Below are 18,492 nucleotides of genomic sequence, written 5' to 3'. Positions count from 1 at the left end.
CCCCTCGTGGTAGACATGAGGGGAATTTTGCGATCCATCTTAGAGTGTTTTCTTTACTTCTATCTCTTCGTACGATTCGATAACATCTCCCTCGTGAAGGTCGTTGAAGCCCTTGATATTGAGTCCACAATCGAGCCCAAGAGCCACTTCCTTTACATCGTCTTTGAAACGCTTGAGGGACTCAAGTTCTCCGGAATGTATCACAATACCATCGCGGATTACACGAACCTTGTCCGTGCGTTTGATCTTTCCTTCTTTTACAAGACACCCTGCAATCGTACCCACTTTGCCTATCGTAAAGGTTTGCTGTACGTCGAGTGATGCGGTAACCACCTCCTTGATCTCGGGAGATAACATCCCTTCCATCGCACTCTTTACATCTGCAATTGCATCGTAAATAATAGAGTAGGTACGTATCTCTACTCCCTGCTGCTCTGCATTTTTACGAGCTATGGCACTGGGGCGTACTTGGAATCCAATGATAACGGCCTGCGATGCTTCTGCGAGCACAACGTCCGACTCTGAGATTTGTCCTACACCTCTATGGATTACATTAACCCCAATCTCTTCTGTTGATAACTTTTCGATCTCTGCCGATAGAGCTTCCACAGATCCGTCCATATCCCCCTTAATAATAAGGTTGAGCTCTTGGAAGTTGCCGATGGCAATGCGTCGCCCAATTTCGTCCAAAGAGAGCATTTTCTGAGTTCGGAAGCCCTGTTCTCTCTGTAGTTGCGTACGGCGTGTAGCAATGTCGCGAGCCTCTTGTTCACTCTCTAGTACATTGAAGGTATCTCCTGCAGAAGGAGCGCCATTGAACCCAAGGATGGTGGCGGGGACTGATGGCCCGGCTCCGGTTGCTTTGAGGGATTGATTGCGCTCGTTGAACATGGCTTTTACACGACCATAATACTTACCGGCGAGGATGATATCCCCCACATGTAGAGTACCATTGTGTACCAAGATATTGGAAACATAGCCGCGTCCTTTGTCTAGAGAAGACTCAATGATAAGTCCTTGAGCACGGCGGTTCGGATTGGCCTTTAGGTCGAGCATGTCGGCTTCGAGCAGTACTTTTTCTAGCAATTCATTGACGCCGATACCCTTTTTTGCAGAGATTTCTTGGCACTGGTACTTACCTCCCCAATCTTCTACGAGGTAGTTCATGGCAGCAAGTTGCTCACGAATCTTATTAGGATCTGCCCCTTGTACGTCTATCTTATTGAAGGCAAATACCATGGGGACACCTGCTGCCGCTGCGTGGTTGATAGCCTCTTTGGTTTGAGGCATCACCTTGTCGTCTGAGGCAATGATGATGATAGCAATGTCGGTTGCTTGGGCACCACGAGCACGCATGGCCGTAAAGGCTTCGTGCCCCGGTGTATCTAGGAATGTGATACGGCGTCCGGAGGGGAGTTGTACATTGTAGGAACCAATGTGCTGAGTAATACCCCCGGCCTCACCGGCAATTACGTTTGTTTTGCGGATATTGTCGAGGAGAGAGGTTTTACCATGGTCTACGTGTCCCATTACTGTTACGATAGGAGCACGGGGAACGAGGTCTTCTTCCTTATCCTCTTCTTCGTCTGCTTGGATGGCTTCTACCACTTCGGCACTTACAAACTCAGTCTCGAACCCAAATTCTTCTGCCACGAGTTTGATCGTTTCGGCATCAAGGCGCATATTGATAGATACCATCATATCAATACTCATACAAGTGGCGATTACCTCATTTACGGGCACGTCCATCATGTTCGCCAAGTCGCTTACTGTTACAAACTCGGTAAGTTTGAGGATGCGGCTTTCTCTTTCTCCGGCTTCGATAGCCTCTTCGGCAGCTTGACGAGCTGCGTCGCGACGATCTTTGCGGATGCGTGCTTTCTTTTCAAAAGAAGTCTTTTTGCCTTGTAGACGAGCAAGTGTTTCCTTTACCTGCTTCTGTACATCTTCTTCTGTGATTTCTTGCTTGGGAGCTACCGGTTTGTTGTTCTCCTTTTTGTTGCGTCTCCGCTGATTATTTGGGGTAGAACCTTGGGGAGCTCCTCCATTTTTATTGTTACCGGAATTGCGACGGATATTGGGATTTACGGGATCGATGCCCTTGGCTGCTTCACTCTTTACGTCAACAGCTTGTGATCCGATACGCTTTCTCCGTCCTCTATTGCGTTCTCCCTTATCTGTTTTCTTGGGAGGATTGATGGTATTTAGGTCGATTTTCCCGACAACAGTTACACCCAATTCTTTGCGTTCCGAAGGACGATAGATTTCAGAATTGGTGTGGTTTTCTTCTCCTTTAGGGACCGCGGGTGCTACCTCTTGAGCTGGAGCCTCTACCTTGGGTGTGACAGGTTCCTCACTTTTGGGGGCTACCGGAGTCGTTGTTTCTTTCTTTACTTCTTTCTCCTCTTTGTGTTGTTTAGAAGAAGTCTTTTCTTCTTTTGAGGCGGGATCGGGAGTGGAGACTTTTTTCGTTTCTTCTTTGGGAGTAGCCTTAGGAGCAGCATCTTTGGGAGATGCTTTCTCCTTGACTTCTACCTCTTTTCCCTTGCTTGTTTTCGTAGAAGAAGCGGTCGTCTTAGTCTCTTTAGCCTTGACAGGTGCTGTGGGGATATCTGAAGTCTCGGAAGTAGAGGGGGTAGAGGAGTCCACAACAAGCTCTATAGGCTTATCATTCATAACGGCCTTGCCACTTTTGTCGAGGTGACCCAATATTTTGAGTGTGGGTGTTTGCTCCGTCACATTGGAGGGAGAGTAGGGTTCGGAGATCTCTTCTTTTGGAGTCTTTTCTGACTCTTGAGATGGTGCAGCCTTGCTCGGTTTACTCTCCTTCTTTTTCTCTGCAGCAAATAGAGCGAGTAACTTCTCGCCTTCTTCTTTCCCTATCTTGGGACGAAACTCATCAATAATGAGTTGCGCCGTTTTCTTATCAATACGTGTGTTGGGGGTTGCACCCTGTGCAATACCATGCTCCTCAAGAAAAGGTCTGAGAGACCCTAACCCGATATTGAGTTCTTTTTGTACTTCCGAAAGTTTTATCTCCATTCTTATTTCTCCTCTATCCTCTATATATAACCTACTAGTTGATCTCGCTTATTGGTGTTTCCTACCTTTTGTCTCTTACGCCTCAGGGCTTTCTGAGGGGAGGGGTTTGCTGTCTTCTGAATCTGCTCCCCCTTCGATTTCTACTTCTTCGGTAGCTTCGGGGGCTGTAAAGCCGATGCGCTCAAGTTCCTCGGGGTCAAACTCAGAGGATAGAACTTCTAATACATGATCTACGGTGCTCTCTTCGAGGTCTGCCTTTGAGATTAGCTCTGCACGAGGGATGCGTAGTACGCTCAAGGCCGTATTGCACCCGATGTTTTTGAGAACTTCGAGTACCCAATCTTCGATTTCGTCGTTGAACTCGTTGAGGAAAATATCCTCTTCGTCGTTCTCCTCGATGTCTCGGAATACCTCAATTTTGTACCCTGTTAGGGCCGATGCTAACTTAATATTAGAGGCATTCTTACCGATAGCCATGGGGACTTCTTCGGGGCTGAGGTAGACTTCAGCCTTTAGCTCCTCGGGTAAGATCTCAATAGATGACACCTTTGCAGGGCTCAAAGCTCGTTGCACAAAGAGGCTTGAGTTGGTGGTATAAGACATTACGTCAATGTTTTCTCCCTTTAGCTCACGCACGATACCACGGATACGGCTTCCGTTCATACCCACACAAGCACCTACGGGGTCAATACGATCGTCGTAAGACTCTACCGCCATCTTAGCACGCTCACCCGGGATACGAGCTACTCGCTTGATCGTGATAAGCCCATCGCCAATCTCCGGTACATTGAGCTCGAAGAGACGCTTTAGAAACTCTTGGCTGGTGCGTGATACATAGATTTTGATGTTGTTGTTTTCATAATCTACGTGGTCGATTACAGCATGTACGCTCTCTCCTTTTCGGAAGTAGTCCCCAGGGATTTGCTCCGATTTGGGGAGGAGCAATTCATTGCCCTCGTCGTCTACAAGTAGAGCCTCGCGCTTCCATACTTGATAGACCTCAGCAGAGACCATCTGGCCAACTCGCTCTTGGAACTTTTTGTATAGGTTCTCTTTTTGTAGCTCTAGCACCTTGCCTTGTAGGGCTTGGCGGAGGTTGAGGATGGCACGACGACCAAAGGAAGCAAAATTGATGGAGTCTGTAACCTCGCTGCCGATCTCGGCATCAGGGTCCAAGGGTAAAGCATCGCTCAGACTAATCTCCAAATTGGGATTTTGTACGCTCCCATCGGCAACGACCATGCGATTACGCCAGATTTCCAAATCCCCCATCTCAGGACTTACGATAATCGTAAAGTTCTCGTCTGTCCCAAACATCTTAGACAAAACGCTCATAAACGCGCTTTTCAGCACGTTAATAAGGGTTTCTTTGTCGATGTTTTTTAGTTCCTTAAACTCTGCCAGAGTCTCGGTCATGCTCGCATGTGCTTGTTTCTGAGCCATAGGTCTATATCTGTGATAGTTTAGTATCCGTTGTATTATTTCGTTTCTCTTCCGTGGAAGCCGTTTCTTAGTCGAAGTTGTATTTTACACTCTTGGTCTCGGAGTAGAGGATGCGGCACTCTCGCTTTTCATAACGCCTTTTGCTGTGCCTGCCATCAGGAGAAGGTATCATCTCCTCATATTGTAGTACAAAACCTTCTTGATCAGAGCTTAAGAGGATGCCATTTCGCTTCATGCCGTCCGAGAATAGTACTACAATAGGATCTCCTTGATGTTTGGCAAACTGGCGCTCATCGCGGAATGGATCCGAAAGACTTGCCGAGCCTACTTCGATGGAAAAATCCTCCTTGTCGCGGTCAAGAGCTGCCTCTATTCCTTTGCTGATGGCACTACAGCGTTCTATTGTTATACCTGACAAGCTATCAAGCACAACCACAATGTCGTTAGCCGGGCTTATGCTGAGAGATACTACAAACTCTTCAGCTGGGTCCAGCATCTCGTTGAGCTTTTTCTGTACTATTTCTTCTGTTACACTCTTCATCTTTTGAGCCTATTCTTCGCTTGCGTCCTATCTTGATGCCGCATAAACTCTCTGTCTTTAGTCCATTCTTCTAGCGAAGGGTCTAAAGACAAAAAGGAGGGAACCGCTGTTACGCATGGTTTCCTCCACCTACGTACCGGATGTAAAACGGAGCATTACCTCATTCTACCGGTTCCTAGTGCAAAGGTACAATGAAAAATTGGATTGCCCAACTTTCCACGCTATTATTCCTGTTTTGCGGAGTACCTCGGCTGGCAACGATATTTTTTATATCGAAAATATCTTCAGATTTCTAGGGGAAATAGAAAATAAATAGCCCTAGATCTGGGGAAATCTCGGGCTGTTTCGGGTCTGTGATCTGGGTGAGATTTTTTTTGAAATCACCCAGAGGGAGGAGGTGTGGAATGCTCACCCTGGTCTATGACTTATATCTAGAGGAATTATAAATCCTCGTTCTATGTCGTCTTATCACTAGGTCGCTAATAATTATGAACCATACAAAGAGGAGAGGAAACTGTGGGGATTACTCTACGTATAGGAGGAGCCCCTTGAGATATTCTCCCTCGGGATGGTAAATACTTATTGGGTGATCGGAGGCTTGGCGCATCTGTCGTAGAATCCGTACACTGCGCCCGGTCTGTACCGCTGCTGTGAGTACCGTTAGTCGGAATTCTTCGGGAGAAACAGCCTGAGAGCAACTATATGTGAAGAGCAATCCTCCCGGAGCAATTCTCTCTAGAGCAAGAGCATTGAGTTTGCGGTAGCCATTGAGAGCGTTTCTTACAGCAGCGCGTTTCTTGGCAAATGCCGGAGGATCTAGAACAATAAGGTCAAAACTTCCTTTCGCGATACCCTTTAGATATTCGAATGCATCGGCTACAACGCCTTCGTGTCTACCGCCCGCAATGGAGTCGCCCCAGTTGCAAGCAACATTTTCTTCGACCAGAGAAAGGGCGCGGGCTGAGCTATCAACTGAGACAACTTCTTCTGCTTTACCTTGCAAAGCATAGAGACTGAAGCCTCCGGAATAGCAAAACATGTTGAGCACCCTTTTGCCACAAGCCATCTCTCCTACAAGTTGGCGATTTTCTCGTTGGTCGATAAAAAATCCCGTCTTTTGTCCGTGTTCCCAGTCCGGAATGAACTGAATGCCATTCTCTAATACGATTTCAGCTTTATTGTTTCCTACTATAAATCCATCGCCCACGTACTCCTCGTTGTGTGAGGGTAGTGTGCTGGAAGACTTGTCGTAAACAGCTGTTACCTCGGGAGAAAGTAGCTTTATTAGTATATCGGCGATGACTTTTATTTGTCGGTACATACCCAAGCTATGAGCCTGTATTACCGCCGTGGAGCCGTAGATATCAACGATAAGCCCCGGGAGTCCGTCCCCTTCGCCATGAATCAAGCGGTACACCGTATTGGTAGACGAGACCAAGTGTAGCTCTTTGCGTAGCCGGTAAGCTGCCGATATTCTTTCGAAGAAGAAGCGGGAAAGGTCGGTAATGGTCTGATGCCCATAGGTGAGCATTCTAACGGCAATGCTACCTCCTTCGTAAAAACCGGAGCCTAGTGTCTTGCCATCGTGTGAGAACACCTCGACTAAATTTCCTACTTCCGGAGAGCCTTCTATGTGGGCAATGGCACCACTAAATATCCAAGGATGAAAGCGGCAGACTGATTCGTCTCGACCTGCTCGTAACGTAATGTGTAGGGGAGATGGGACTGGATTCATCTATTTTAAAAGAGTATTTGGGTTGTGACAACGTCAAAAGGATTTGTTATTGTGGAGGCTAGTGGGGGAGTATTGTAATACCGCCTAACCGCTCGGCAATCTCTTTCTTTTTGAGATTGAGTTCGTTGATGCGTTGTAGTAGGGTCATTATTTGCGAACCATCTCCATGCTGTTGTGCATCACTTAGAGATTGCCGGCACTGTTCGATTTCTTGCAGGATACACTCTACACGTAAGGCATCAATAGCGTGGAGAGACTCGTTAATGATAGTATCTAGTTCTGGGCTATTGTCTTCGTTGTATATGCCCAATGCTTGGCGTTGTGCTCGGGACAACTGGTACCGATCGCTCAGGAGGTCTAGGGTGAGGTCTGCAATGCGTGGTTCCGGATGATTGGCAAAGTAATGAGCCGGGCGGAAGCTCTCGGAAGTGCTTAATTGCTCAATGCTTTCGTTTACAATCTTCTGGAATAGGGGAGTAGACTTCTCTATCTCTTCTGCTCCGAACCACTCGTATATATAGAGCGCGAGAGGCATATCGCTTTGGGTTCCATCGTCGTTGTCAATAGGGATGAGACGTTCTCCGTAGCGAATTATGAGGCGTAGGAGCTCAATCTCTTGGCGCGTAGGGGGAATATCCGGTAGAGTATGAGTGTCAGAAGGTAGATCCTCATCTTCCGTCTCGCTGAGGGGGGTATCTTCTTCGTGCTCCTTTTCTTCATTGCGCCTTCGCTCCTCTTGTAGGGCTGCTTGTCGGCTGCGAGCCTGCTCTTCGGTTGCCCTACCCATAAGGTGGTTGGAACGAGCAATTTTTACTTGCCGGAGGAGTAGCTCTTCGTCAATATGGAGAGTTTGAGCTACACTTTGGGCATATACGCTTCGTTCTATGGTGTCTGGGATAAGTCCTATGCTGTGAACAAGATCATTGATGACGGCCGCTCGCCTTCCCGGGCTAGATGCCATATCATCTTGGAATAGCCCTGTTTTGAATGTGATAAAGTCGACTTCGTGCTCCGAAATGTAGTCATTAAACTCATCAATGGTTCGGCTACGAGAGAAAGAATCGGGGTCTTCACCTGCAGGCAAGACGAGTACTCGTATATGCATTCCTGCCTCAAGAAGTAAATCAATCCCGCGTATTGCCGCCTTTATACCGGCAGCGTCCCCATCGTAGAGTACGGTAATGTTTTTGGAGAAACGACGGATTAAGCGGATTTGTTCTCTTGTGAGGGCTGTACCGCTGGAGGCTACCACATTTTCGATACCGGCTTGATGCATGGCAATTACATCCATATATCCCTCCACCAAGTAGACTTTGTCCTTTTGGGCAATCGCCTTTTTGGCAAAATAAAGTCCGTACAATTCGCGACTTTTTGAGTAGATAATATTCTCCGGAGAGTTTATATACTTTGCCATTTTGTCGCTCTTCCCCATGATGCGCCCCCCGAAAGCAACGATACGTCCGCTTACGGAGTGTACGGGAAACATGATGCGCTCGCGGAAGCGGTCCCCACCCGATCTTCCCTCACTGGGCTCGAAACACAACCCCGTAGCGTACAAATATTTCGCATTATAGCCGGCTTGGGTCGCTGCTGTGAGTAGGGCATTATGCGAGGATGGGGCATATCCCAATTGGAATTTCTCGATCACCTCTTCGGTTACGCCGCGAGAGTGAAAGTAGGAGAGAGCGATACTGCGCCCTTCGTCGCCCTCTAGAAGTTGCTTCCCAAAGTACTCTGCTGCAAACTTTTGCACCAAGTACATACTCTCTTGCTGGTTACGACGCTCTCGCTCCTCAGGGCTCTCTTCTCGCTCCTCTAGGGGGATTCCATACTTGCGAGCTAGGTAGCGGAGGGCTTCCGGGAAGGTCATCTTCTCCAACTTCATAAGGAAAGATACCGGAGTACCTCCCTCGCCACACGAAAAGCATTTGCAGATGTTTTTGGACGGCGATACGTGGAATGAGGGACGACGATCCGCATGAAAAGGGCATAACCCTATGTAATCCACACCCGCTCTGCGGAGTGAAACAAAGTCGCTAACTACATCAACAATATGTGCAGTATCAATGATTTTCTGTTTTGTAACCTCGTCTATCATTGCCTCTCTTGAGGGTGCTTTTAGGGCTAATTTTGGTAGTATACACGACGCACTCGAGGTGCGAGATCGGCAATAAGTTCGTAGGGAATGGTATCAATGGCTCTTGCAAGATCTTCAATCCGAGCCTCTTTGTCACCAAAGAGAATTACCTCGTCTCCCTCTTGAGCTTCGGGGCATTGGCTTAGGTCAATCATGCAAGTATCCATACAAACGTTCCCCACAATGGGGCATCGCTTGCCATGCACTACCACCCATCCTCTGCCACAGCTCATACGTCGGCTGTAGCCATCGGCATAACCAATAGGGATGATACCAATCTCGCCTCCTTGGGTGAGATGTCCGCGTCTACCGTAGCCAATCGTTTCATCTCCGGAGATATACGACTTTTGTAGTAGGGTGGTGCGCAGCCGTACTGCAGGCTCAAGATGCTTATCCATACTGGGGGATATACCATACAATCCGATACCGAGACGTACACAATCGAAAGCGTATTGGGGGAATCTCTCTACGCCTGCTGTATTGAGTGCATGGTAGAGGGGGCGGTACCCTGCAATCTCTGAGAATTGATCGGCTGTGGTGCGGAATACTTCGAGCTGATTGCGTGTGAAGGCGTCTTCTTCCGGCATATCCGCCGCTGCCAAGTGCGTGAAAATACTTCGAGCACGCAGCAGGTGGCTCTGCGCAAAAAAGCGAGCCAATTCGGGAATCTCATCCGGACGGAATCCGAGTCTGTGCATACCGGTATCTACTTCGATGTGCACTCCGATATTATCAAAACCTTGTTTGTCAATCTTATTTGCAAGAGCGCGTAGCAACTTCCACGAGAAAACAACGGGTTCTAGGTGCCACTCCAAAAGGGTATCAAAGGCTGTTGGCTCCGGATTCATCACGAGGATGGGAGAGAGAATACCCTGACTGCGCAATTCGCGTCCCTCATCGGCCACGGCTACGGCAAGGGCGCCTACGTGCATTTGGTCTAGTTTTTTGGCGACTTCGTAGGCTCCTACTCCATAGCCTTGAGCCTTAACCATAGCAATACATTGCGTCCCTTGTGGTAGTTTGGAGCGGTAGTACTGGAGGTTGTGAGCAACGGCATCCAAATCGACCTCTAGGGTAGTCTCATGCACTTTGCGCGACAGACGATCCGAAATGCGTTCGCAATGAAAGGATCGAGCGCCCTTGATTAGGATGCAGGCTTGGGATAGCTGTTGTGGAATATCGCTGGATAAGAAGTCCTCTACACTAGGGAAGAAGTTCCTCTCACCGATTTCTGTTGGGAAAAACTCCCGATAAGCAAATAGCTCCTTGCCTATCCCATAGAATTTACTAATCCTATATTTCCCAATGAGTTCCCCCACACGGCTGTAAAGAGGACGCTCGTTGAGGGCACTTTGCTGTATCTCGGTCAGGATAAGTACGGGCTCAAGATCGGCGTCAGTTGCACGTTGTTGCTGGAAGTCAAGAGCGATCTTTAGAGAGTTGATATCGTTGTTGTAAACATCGTTGATAATAAGATTATTCTTATTCCCTTCGATGAGTTCCAAACGCATTTCTACGGGTTCGAGCTTCGAGAATAGCTCAGGATGGTCAATTAACGAGGGGTTAATGATGATTGTGGTGAGGACGCACGTAAGTACATTCTCGATGGAGGCTTGATCAGTAAAGGGGATTTCGATGGAGTATTCTATCCCCAAGACCAAAAAATTGAGCTTGGTAGTGTCTCGCCCTGTCTCTATACTACGAACGTAGAGATGGGCTTTGGGGTCTTTTCTACTCCAGCCTCGAGCGCGGGAGAGGAGACCCAATCTTTGTAACCCTGCAACTATCTCGGGCTCGTCCATGTTGTAAACAATGCGGTCACAACCGCCAAAGAGGAGTAGTTTTTCGTCTACCTTTTGGGCAATGCTACTAAAGTTTTCTTGATGTGCCGAGCCTATGTTGGTAATAACCCCGATGGTGGGTTTGATCACCTCTTCTATGCGAGCCATCTCTCCTAATTGGGAGATGCCTGCTTCAAAAATGGCAATTTGATCCTCCGAAGTCATCTTGAGAACCGATAGAGGAACCCCGAGTTGGGAGTTGTAACTGCGAGGCGAACGTACCACTCGATAAGTATCTGCAAGTAGCTGATAGAGGAATTCTTTGACGATGGTTTTACCATTACTCCCTGTAACCCCTACGACAGGGATGTTGAACTCTCTACGCCATTCCGCGGCTATCTTCTGTAGAGAACGAATAACATCTCGAACCTCTAGAAAGTTAGCATCGGGGTATTGTTGGGTCAATTTGTCGAATTCATCCTTAACAACGAAGCTGCGAACTCCATGGTTATAGAGCTGATCAATATAGAGATGCCCATCACCTGTGACTGTACGAATCGCAAAAAATAGTGTGCTCTGGGGGTGCATGAGGGAACGGCTATCGGTGAGGAAATGCTCAATGAAGACTTCACTACGAATTGCACATTGGTGAGCGTGTATCTTTTCTGCAATAGTCTGTAGAGTGTACATAGGATCTTTATTCTCTTCTATTATTTACATCCTTTGGTGCGGCACCCTAGCCAAAAGCTCCTCTTTTTGAGGTTTTTTCTTTTTCTCTTTGGTGCTTTACGACTTGCTAAGGTACGTGTTTTTCGCGACTTTGAAGGGGTTACAACTCCCCTTTTTTATCTGAAATGAAAGGAACTAACTCTCATAGAATATTATAGCACAAACTCAACCTTAAAACAAACGAGATCTACTGCAATTTCTGATTTTTCCATCGAAGAAAACAATCTTACTACAGAGAGCATCCTTTCTTTCTCTTTGGGGGTGGGTAATATCATGGAATAGCTTCATTCTGTTGGGTAGGCATATTGTTTCCCTCAAGCGGTGCACCTATTCCCTTTTTATTGCCATTTTTGTTACCTTTTCGGGTCTAAAACTACAAAAATGGGGTGTTTTCTCATAGTTAGACAACAAAAAAGCCCTCAAATCTGAGGGCTAAATGCTTGACAATTAAGTGTGATCAGGTCGGGATTCGAACCCGAGACCGACTGCTTAGAAGGCAGTTGCTCTATCCAGCTGAGCTACCTGACCAAGATCCATCTTCTTAAGATCCGAGCGCAAAGGTACAAAATCTGAACTAATCTACTAGCTTTTTGAGACTAGCAAAACGGATGAGTATCGTTTTTTCTCCGGCGGTATCGAAGTTGACTTGTATTTTGGAGTTCTCTCCTTTGTCAAGTACACTCGTTACTACCCCTCGCCCGAATGTAGGATGTTGCACAATATCCCCTATCGAAAATTTCGTGACTCCCTTAGGGGCGCCTTTGGGAGCTTTCCTTTGCGAATAGGGGATGGGGATGGCTCGTTTACTGCCTGAAGCTCCTTGTAAAGAAGGGGCAAAAGAGGATTCTTTTTTCTTTGAAAAAGGAATTTTTTCTCCTTGAGAAGAGGATAAATTTATGGACGCAATATCCTCAAAATCTAGTCCCAACTCCCCGTGTCGATTCTTGCTACTTCCCCATGAAGAGAGTGGGGTAAAGTCATTACTTCTACTTGTGAATTTAAGGTCTGCCGAGCAATTATGCAGATTGAGATACCTCATATCCAGATCTCTCAAGAATCGGCTGGGGATCATGTATTCTGTCATCCCGTTGATGGCTCTGTAGCGTGCAAAGGAGATGGAACAATACTCTTTGGCACGTGTAATTGCCACGTAGAGAAGACGACGTTCCTCCTCTATATTTTCCTCTTCAGCACTCAGCATGGAGGGGAATAGTCCCTCTTCTAGACCAACAATGTACACGTGGTCGAACTCAAGCCCTTTGGCTGCGTGGATGGTCATTAGGTGCACGGCATCGGCATTTTCTCCCGTCTCTAGGTTGTCTGTAATCAGGGTGACACCTTGGAGGAAAAGTACGAGCAGATCGTGTAGAGAGGTCGTCTCGCCTCGCTCAAAAAAGAGCCCATCAGCCGAAGTTTCATCCTCAAACTCTTGTACTCCGGAGACGAATTCATTTACATTCTCTAGTTGAGTGTGCCCTTCGATAGAGGTGTCTGCACGGAGCGTGTCTAGGATTTGGGAACGAAGGAGAATAGACTGTACCCACTCCACAAGTGTCTTGGCCTCGGGATTATAAGTAATATCACGGATTAGCTCTAGATAGGCCGTGAGTTTGGTACGGGCTGTCGAGGAGAGAGTATCCGGGCGAGCAATGAGAGACTCTGCTGCAGCGAAGAGAGAGGTTTTGTTGTCGGCGGCTTCTGTTCGGATTAAGGACAGCGTTTTATCACCAATCCCCTTACGAGGGTATTTGGCAGCACGCTCAAAGGCTTCGTTGTTATGAGGGTTTGCAATGAGTTGCAGATAGGCTAGTACATTTTTGATCTCGGCTCTACTGTAGAAGGCAATACCTCCATAGATGCGATAGGGGATACCTGCTTGGCGTAACTGATCCTCGAAAAGACGGCTTTGTGCATTGGTGCGATAGAGTATGGCAAAGGAGCCGTAGGAGGTCTCCGAGTGTTTGCAGTAGCGTTTGTAGATAGACTCTACAACGTGTTGAGCCTCTCGGTAGCCGGACTCCATCTCGTAGAGGTCTATTTTTTCTCCCTTGGCTCGGTTGGAAAAAACGTCCTTTTTAATTCTGTGTACGTTGTGCTCAATCAAACTATTTGCCAGTGCCACGATGCGCTGAGAAGAACGGTAGTTTTCTTCGAGTTTGAAAAGCCGTGCCGAGGGGAACGTATGCGTGAAGGTGAGGATATTTTGCATACTAGCTCCACGGAATGAATAGATGCTTTGAGCATCGTCTCCTACGGCGAATATTCGTTGTTTTGCCTCTACTAGACGGCGTGCTATTAAGTATTGAGAGGGGTTGGTATCCTGGTACTCGTCGATAAGTAGATAGTCTACACTTGCCGCGCACTCGGCCTGTACTTCGGGATGATCTCGTAAAAGAATATTGAAATAGTACAGAAGGTCGTCAAAATCCATGGCGTTGGCTTGACGGCATTGTGCTACATAAGCCGCATAGACAGAGTGCAGCATGGGTACCCCTCGTCGGTAGTCGTACTCTGCGTATTCGCCTCCGGCAGCATAGCCTTCGGGGGTGATTAGGTTGTTTTTGCAGTGCGAAATTCGTCCCAATACCAGCTTGGGTGTGTAGAATTTGGGGTCGAGTGCCATGTCCTTTACAATACGTTTGACAAGGCTTTTGCTGTCACTCGTATCATAAATACTGAAGTTGGGAGTGAACCCCAAAAGAGGCGCATATATACGCAGATAGCGCGAAAAGACGGAGTGAAAGGTACCCAGCTTCATGCGAAAGGTATCCCTACTCCCCACCATAGACTCCACGCGAGAAAGCATCTCTCGAGCCGCTTTGTTGGTAAAGGTGAGAGCCATGAGTTTGTGAGGGTCGTACCCCTCCTCAAGTAGATGAGCTAGCTTGTAGGTAAGTACACGTGTCTTGCCGGATCCTGCTCCAGCAATTACCAAGGCAGGACCATCGTCGTAGAGTACCGCCTCGGCCTGAGCAGGATTGAGTTCCTTTTCGTAGTCTATCATTGGTGACTGAGTAGAGCCTCTATCTTCTCGATCAGAAGCTGTCGAGCTTGATCATCGTTCAGTATATGCACCGTATCGTGTAGCCATTTCTCTACTTGTTTTTGGGCATCATGTAGATGTCCCTCATTGCTTCCTATCCCTTTGGAGTCTCCCCAAGTGAGGAGCTCGGTATGGGTGCGACAGAATACAAAAGAGTGCAGTATGTCGGGGAAGTTCTCTCCGTTATCTAGGAGGGGGAATAGGGGGCGATAGTCGCGTATGAAGCGGTAGAAAGGCCCAATAATGTAGGGCGAAATATGCTGAGCGATAGAAGAGAATTGCACGGGCGTCAAGTGATTGACAGACTTAAGATGCATGTATAGATGCTTAAACTTGAGTCGTTTGATGGTGATAGATACCTTATTGTGCCACTCTTTTAGGAGGTCAGCATTCTCTATAAAGATGCAGTTGTATAGGCTGGCAAAGAAGCGTTCCTTTACGTTGAAGGACTCGGGAGTGACAATATTCAGCTTCTCTTGCCGGAGAGGGGAGTGCTGGATTAGTCTCTTCCAGAGGCTCACAGAGTAGGCATCCTCTGCTACAATGAGGGAGGGAGCTGCTTCTAAGGAATTGGTGTAATCAATGATGGCAATGATCTGTTTGCGGAGTGTTGTGTTCATCTCTCCCACTACGATGCCATTCCCTTGCAGTAGATACTCAAACATCTCATGGCGCAACTCGGGCTGGGTACAGGTCAAGGCATAGTCCGTAGCGAGCTCTCTATCGGGGTATCTCTCAACCAATTGTCGTTGCCAATTTGTGGCTTCAAGCTCTCCTTCTACAAACTCCCAAACGTCGTCGTAACAGCGGAAGTCTCCATTGATGGCCAGCCCCTCTTCATAAATCTGTTCGAGCTTAGGGTAATGCTCCTCTAGGAGTATGTTGTTGCTATCGAAGTACCTGCGTCTAAATGACTCGTAGCTCTTGAGGTCACTAATCCCGATGCTCAGGCGCACAGACCTCCCACCCTTATAGCTTACGTATAAAGAGGTGTGACGAGGGGTATAAGCCCGGTGTCCCCAGGGATACCCTTCTTCGTGTTTCTGTAAATAAAGGGAGACGGCTTCTATATGTTTACAGGTCCCTAAACCATTGGTTCGGAAGTCGAGGCACGAACAAAAGTTCTTGTCACTACGTACTCCTCTAAAGGCTACGCGGTAGTGATTTGCACCGTTGTGCACCAAATAGTCCCCCCATATTTTATTGTCATCAAGATGCTCAACGATAAATTCATTATCGCGTGCAAATTCATGCCGAAGAGCCACTTGCCACTCCTCAACCGTCATCCCCTCCGGGCAAAAACGATTTGATAGTTTAGGTCTTTCCATGCTGTCTCTATATGAATACATCCTTATATAATCTGACCAAAGATACGCAACAATTCTCTGTAGTGATGCTTAGTAATGCCCTATGGTCAGGTGCCTCCGAAAGGGAAGGTGTGGAGGAAAGAATCTCCGTCGCTCCCCGAGGGGGCATTAGGGCTCCTTGTACATGTTTTTTATCTCAGCCTGGTAATGTTCGTAGATAATCTTACGACGCAGTTTGAGCGAGGGAGTAATCTCATTTCGTTCCATGCTAAAAGGCTCGCAAATGAGGGTGATACGTTTGATTTTCTCAAAGGCGGCCAGCCCTGCTTGTAGCTCCTCTATGTGCGCCATAGCAACCTGTTGCATTACCGGCATGTGAGCGATTTGCTCAAGCGGGCATGAGGAGTCTATGTTGGGGTCTCGCTCTTGGGCGAGGGAGATAAGGAGCGACCAATTGGGGTAGATAAGTGCGGAGACAAATTTGTATCCATCGGCTACGACGGCCACTTGCTCGAAAAGCCGATGAGATGTAAGGAGGTTTTCGATTTGCTGTGGGGCAATATACTTACCATTGGCAGTCTTGTAGAGATCTTTCAGACGTTCCGTAAAAAAGAGGGTACGCCCTTCTAGACGGCCTGCATCGCCTGTACGGAACCATCCATCTTCGGTAAAAGCCTCGGCATTGGCAGCCTCGTTGTGGTAATATCCCGGCATAATTGTTTCCCCTCGTAGCTGGATTTCATTATCCTCGGGAGCGATGCGCACTTCTATTCCTTCGAATACTTCGCCGATAGACGATAAGACAAATCCACGCTCGGGATAAGCTGACACTGTAGCACAGGTCTCGGAGAGACCATATCCTATGATGATGGGGATATCTACCGCATTCAAGAACTCATTGATGGGTTCGCTGAGCAACGATCCTGCCGTGGGGAAGAAGCGTCCGTTTTGCAACCCTGTAGCACGCTTTAGCAGGTAGTAGATGGTGTGTTTATATATCCAATGCTCCAAAGAAAGAAAGAGGGGAGCGGGTTTATATTGGTTCCAATAGTCAAGTTTATAGCGTTTCCCCACTTTGATGGCTCGCCGAAAAAGGCTTGCCATAAAGCGAGGAGACTCGTCAATATGCGCCATAACTCCTTGGTATACTTTCTCCCAATAGCGAGGAACATTACACATAAGAGTGGGCTTAATTTGTGGCATTAGCTCCTGTATCCGTTTGGGGTTGGTGACGATGGCAACGCGCACTCCCAATGCCCAGCATACATATACCCAAGCCTTTTCGAATATATGGCTAAGGGGAAGGAAGTTCACCGAGGTATCGTTGGGGCCAAGAGCCGGATAGACCTCATGATGTCGTCTGATTTGCTCCACAAAAGCATGGTGAAGCACCTGTACTCCTTTCGGTTCTCCTGTGGTTCCGCTTGTATAGATGAGAACGGCAAGGTCTTCGCTTCGCGCCTCGCTCATGCGAATTTTTACCTTGGTTTCGCTGGGCATAGAGTCTCCTATGCGTATGAACTCATCGTAATATATAGAGGTTTTGTCGTCGAACTGGCGTACTACTTGCCGATCGAAGATTATAATTCGCTCGATTTGTCCCCGTTCGTGCTGTACTTGATAGGCATTATTGTACTGATATTGCTCGCCTACGAATATGGTTTTGATTCCGGCGCTGCACGCAATAAAGTAGACTTGATCCGGAGAGCAGGTAGAATAAAAGGGAACAGAGACTCCACGCAAGGCAAAGATCCCTAGTTCGGTATATAGCCCTTCGCTCTTATTGGGACTATAAATGCCTATGCAATCTCCCGGTTCTACCCCCAGTTGAGCAAGCCCTTTGGCTGCCAGCATACAATTTTGGGCTACAGTCTCGCCCGTAAGCCACTCCCATTCTTGTGTTTGGGGGTTGAGTTGTTTCAGTATTCTGTGGGAGTGGTAGTTGCTCTCTAGTAGCCCAATGATTTGGGAAAGGTGCGTGAGTTGCATAAGTTTCTCTCTCGATGCGATTATAAATCATGTAGGGACGAGACTCTGTCTTGATGCCTCACCCCATACAAAGGTACCGATTTTGCCGTAAGAATAGCTCTTTTATCGGGAGAACTGCTCCTGCATGGTCAAAAGTAATGCCGTAGAGCAGTAACTATGAGTAAACTATAAAACTTTTGAACTGTACGATGTAAGGAGAACGAAAGAGATACAATACACTAATGTGTACAGAGAACTCCATCCTAGGATATCCCACCACACCTACACGTATTTCAGAAAAAGAAAAGAATTGTATTGTGGAGCATATCGGACTCGAACCGATCACCTCGACACTGCCAGTGTCGCGCTCTAGCCAGATGAGCTAATGCCCCGGAACTTTCGACTGCAAAGGTACGATACTTTTTGGAATAACCATTAGGTTGATGCAGATTTTATACTATGCAGATTCTAGTATCGAGTACAATGAATGGACAAAGTAAGGAGAAGACCTTGCCAAAAGAGAAGGAGGGCTTTCCCAGGTTAGCCTAAACTCTAAAATCGTTTCTCTTCCGAGAGGGTAGAGGGTGGTAGGTCCCCTTTTTAGCTTTGGATTGATCCTTCTAAAAATAGGGGCTGAAAAAACAAAGATTTACAGGGTGAAAAATTTTTCATTCTTGACCAGAAAATTTTTCTTTTTCGGGCAGAAATAAAATATTTTTCAGCCTGTGTCGGAGTGTATTTCTGGCTAGAAAAGATTTTCATCTTC

At 47.3% G+C, this 18,492-nt stretch carries 9 protein-coding genes and 2 tRNA genes; all 11 read right to left on the bottom strand.

From position 1 onward, the window contains the following. Window positions 1-39: 39 nt before the first annotated feature. Entirely contained in the window at window positions 40-3,042 is a 3,003-nt protein-coding gene (gene infB, locus POREN0001_RS06900; RefSeq protein WP_004334167.1) for a translation initiation factor IF-2, read from the bottom strand. A 75-nt stretch (window positions 3,043-3,117) separates the two neighbouring features. Next, a complete protein-coding gene (gene nusA, locus POREN0001_RS06895; RefSeq protein ID WP_004334109.1) occupies window positions 3,118-4,485 on the bottom strand; it encodes a transcription termination factor NusA in 1,368 nt (455 codons plus the stop codon). A 67-nt stretch (window positions 4,486-4,552) separates the two neighbouring features. Continuing rightward, a complete protein-coding gene (locus POREN0001_RS06890) occupies window positions 4,553-5,026 on the bottom strand; it encodes a ribosome assembly cofactor RimP (protein ID WP_004334362.1) in 474 nt (157 codons plus the stop codon). A 523-nt stretch (window positions 5,027-5,549) separates the two neighbouring features. Then, the gene (locus POREN0001_RS06885) at window positions 5,550-6,761 is read right to left on the bottom strand and encodes a class I SAM-dependent rRNA methyltransferase (RefSeq protein WP_004334092.1); all 1,212 of its coding nucleotides are present in this window, start codon (window positions 6,759-6,761) and stop codon (window positions 5,550-5,552) included. A 58-nt stretch (window positions 6,762-6,819) separates the two neighbouring features. Beyond that, entirely contained in the window at window positions 6,820-8,859 is a 2,040-nt protein-coding gene (dnaG, locus tag POREN0001_RS06880) for a DNA primase (RefSeq protein WP_004334201.1), read from the bottom strand. Window positions 8,860-8,885: 26 nt separating this feature from the next. Further along, on the bottom strand, window positions 8,886-11,369 hold the full coding sequence (locus tag POREN0001_RS06875) for a bifunctional UDP-N-acetylmuramoyl-tripeptide:D-alanyl-D-alanine ligase/alanine racemase (RefSeq protein WP_004334339.1): 2,484 nt from the start codon (window positions 11,367-11,369) through the stop codon (window positions 8,886-8,888). Between the two features lie 493 nt (window positions 11,370-11,862). Beyond that, window positions 11,863-11,936: transfer RNA gene (locus POREN0001_RS06870), tRNA-Arg, on the bottom strand. 46 nt (window positions 11,937-11,982) lie between these two features. Continuing rightward, window positions 11,983-14,412 carry an ATP-dependent helicase gene (locus POREN0001_RS06865; protein WP_004334294.1) on the bottom strand — a complete coding sequence of 810 codons (2,430 nt, stop codon included), beginning with the start codon at window positions 14,410-14,412 and terminating at the stop codon, window positions 11,983-11,985. Then, window positions 14,409-15,779, bottom strand: a complete 1,371-nt coding sequence (locus POREN0001_RS06860; RefSeq protein ID WP_004334317.1) for an SWIM zinc finger family protein — start codon at window positions 15,777-15,779, stop codon at window positions 14,409-14,411. The genes POREN0001_RS06865 and POREN0001_RS06860 overlap by 4 nt, the downstream gene beginning before the upstream one ends. Before the next feature lie 147 nt (window positions 15,780-15,926). Next, the gene (locus POREN0001_RS06855; RefSeq protein WP_004334185.1) at window positions 15,927-17,747 is read right to left on the bottom strand and encodes an AMP-dependent synthetase/ligase; all 1,821 of its coding nucleotides are present in this window, start codon (window positions 17,745-17,747) and stop codon (window positions 15,927-15,929) included. A 297-nt stretch (window positions 17,748-18,044) separates the two neighbouring features. Then, window positions 18,045-18,118: transfer RNA gene (locus POREN0001_RS06850), tRNA-Ala, on the bottom strand. Between the last annotated feature and the right edge of the window lie 374 nt (window positions 18,119-18,492).

The organism is Porphyromonas endodontalis ATCC 35406, assembly GCF_000174815.1.
GTDB lineage: Bacteria > Bacteroidota > Bacteroidia > Bacteroidales > Porphyromonadaceae > Porphyromonas > Porphyromonas endodontalis.
Note: the sequence above shows the minus strand (reverse complement) of the source record. Positions and strands in the feature narration are given on the sequence as shown.

What these genes read in the sequence shown, in the direction of transcription:
- POREN0001_RS06875 (WP_004334339.1), bottom strand. Translation starts at nt 11,369, where the DNA reads ATGTACACTCTACAGACTATTGCAGAAAAGATACACGCTCACCAATGT.
- dnaG (WP_004334201.1), bottom strand. Translation starts at nt 8,859, where the DNA reads ATGATAGACGAGGTTACAAAACAGAAAATCATTGATACTGCACATATT.
- POREN0001_RS06860 (WP_004334317.1), bottom strand. Translation starts at nt 15,779, where the DNA reads ATGGAAAGACCTAAACTATCAAATCGTTTTTGCCCGGAGGGGATGACG.
- nusA (WP_004334109.1), bottom strand. Translation starts at nt 4,485, where the DNA reads ATGGCTCAGAAACAAGCACATGCGAGCATGACCGAGACTCTGGCAGAG.
- POREN0001_RS06890 (WP_004334362.1), bottom strand. Translation starts at nt 5,026, where the DNA reads ATGAAGAGTGTAACAGAAGAAATAGTACAGAAAAAGCTCAACGAGATG.
- infB (WP_004334167.1), bottom strand. Translation starts at nt 3,042, where the DNA reads ATGGAGATAAAACTTTCGGAAGTACAAAAAGAACTCAATATCGGGTTA.
- POREN0001_RS06855 (WP_004334185.1), bottom strand. Translation starts at nt 17,747, where the DNA reads ATGCAACTCACGCACCTTTCCCAAATCATTGGGCTACTAGAGAGCAAC.
- POREN0001_RS06865 (WP_004334294.1), bottom strand. Translation starts at nt 14,412, where the DNA reads ATGATAGACTACGAAAAGGAACTCAATCCTGCTCAGGCCGAGGCGGTA.
- POREN0001_RS06885 (WP_004334092.1), bottom strand. Translation starts at nt 6,761, where the DNA reads ATGAATCCAGTCCCATCTCCCCTACACATTACGTTACGAGCAGGTCGA.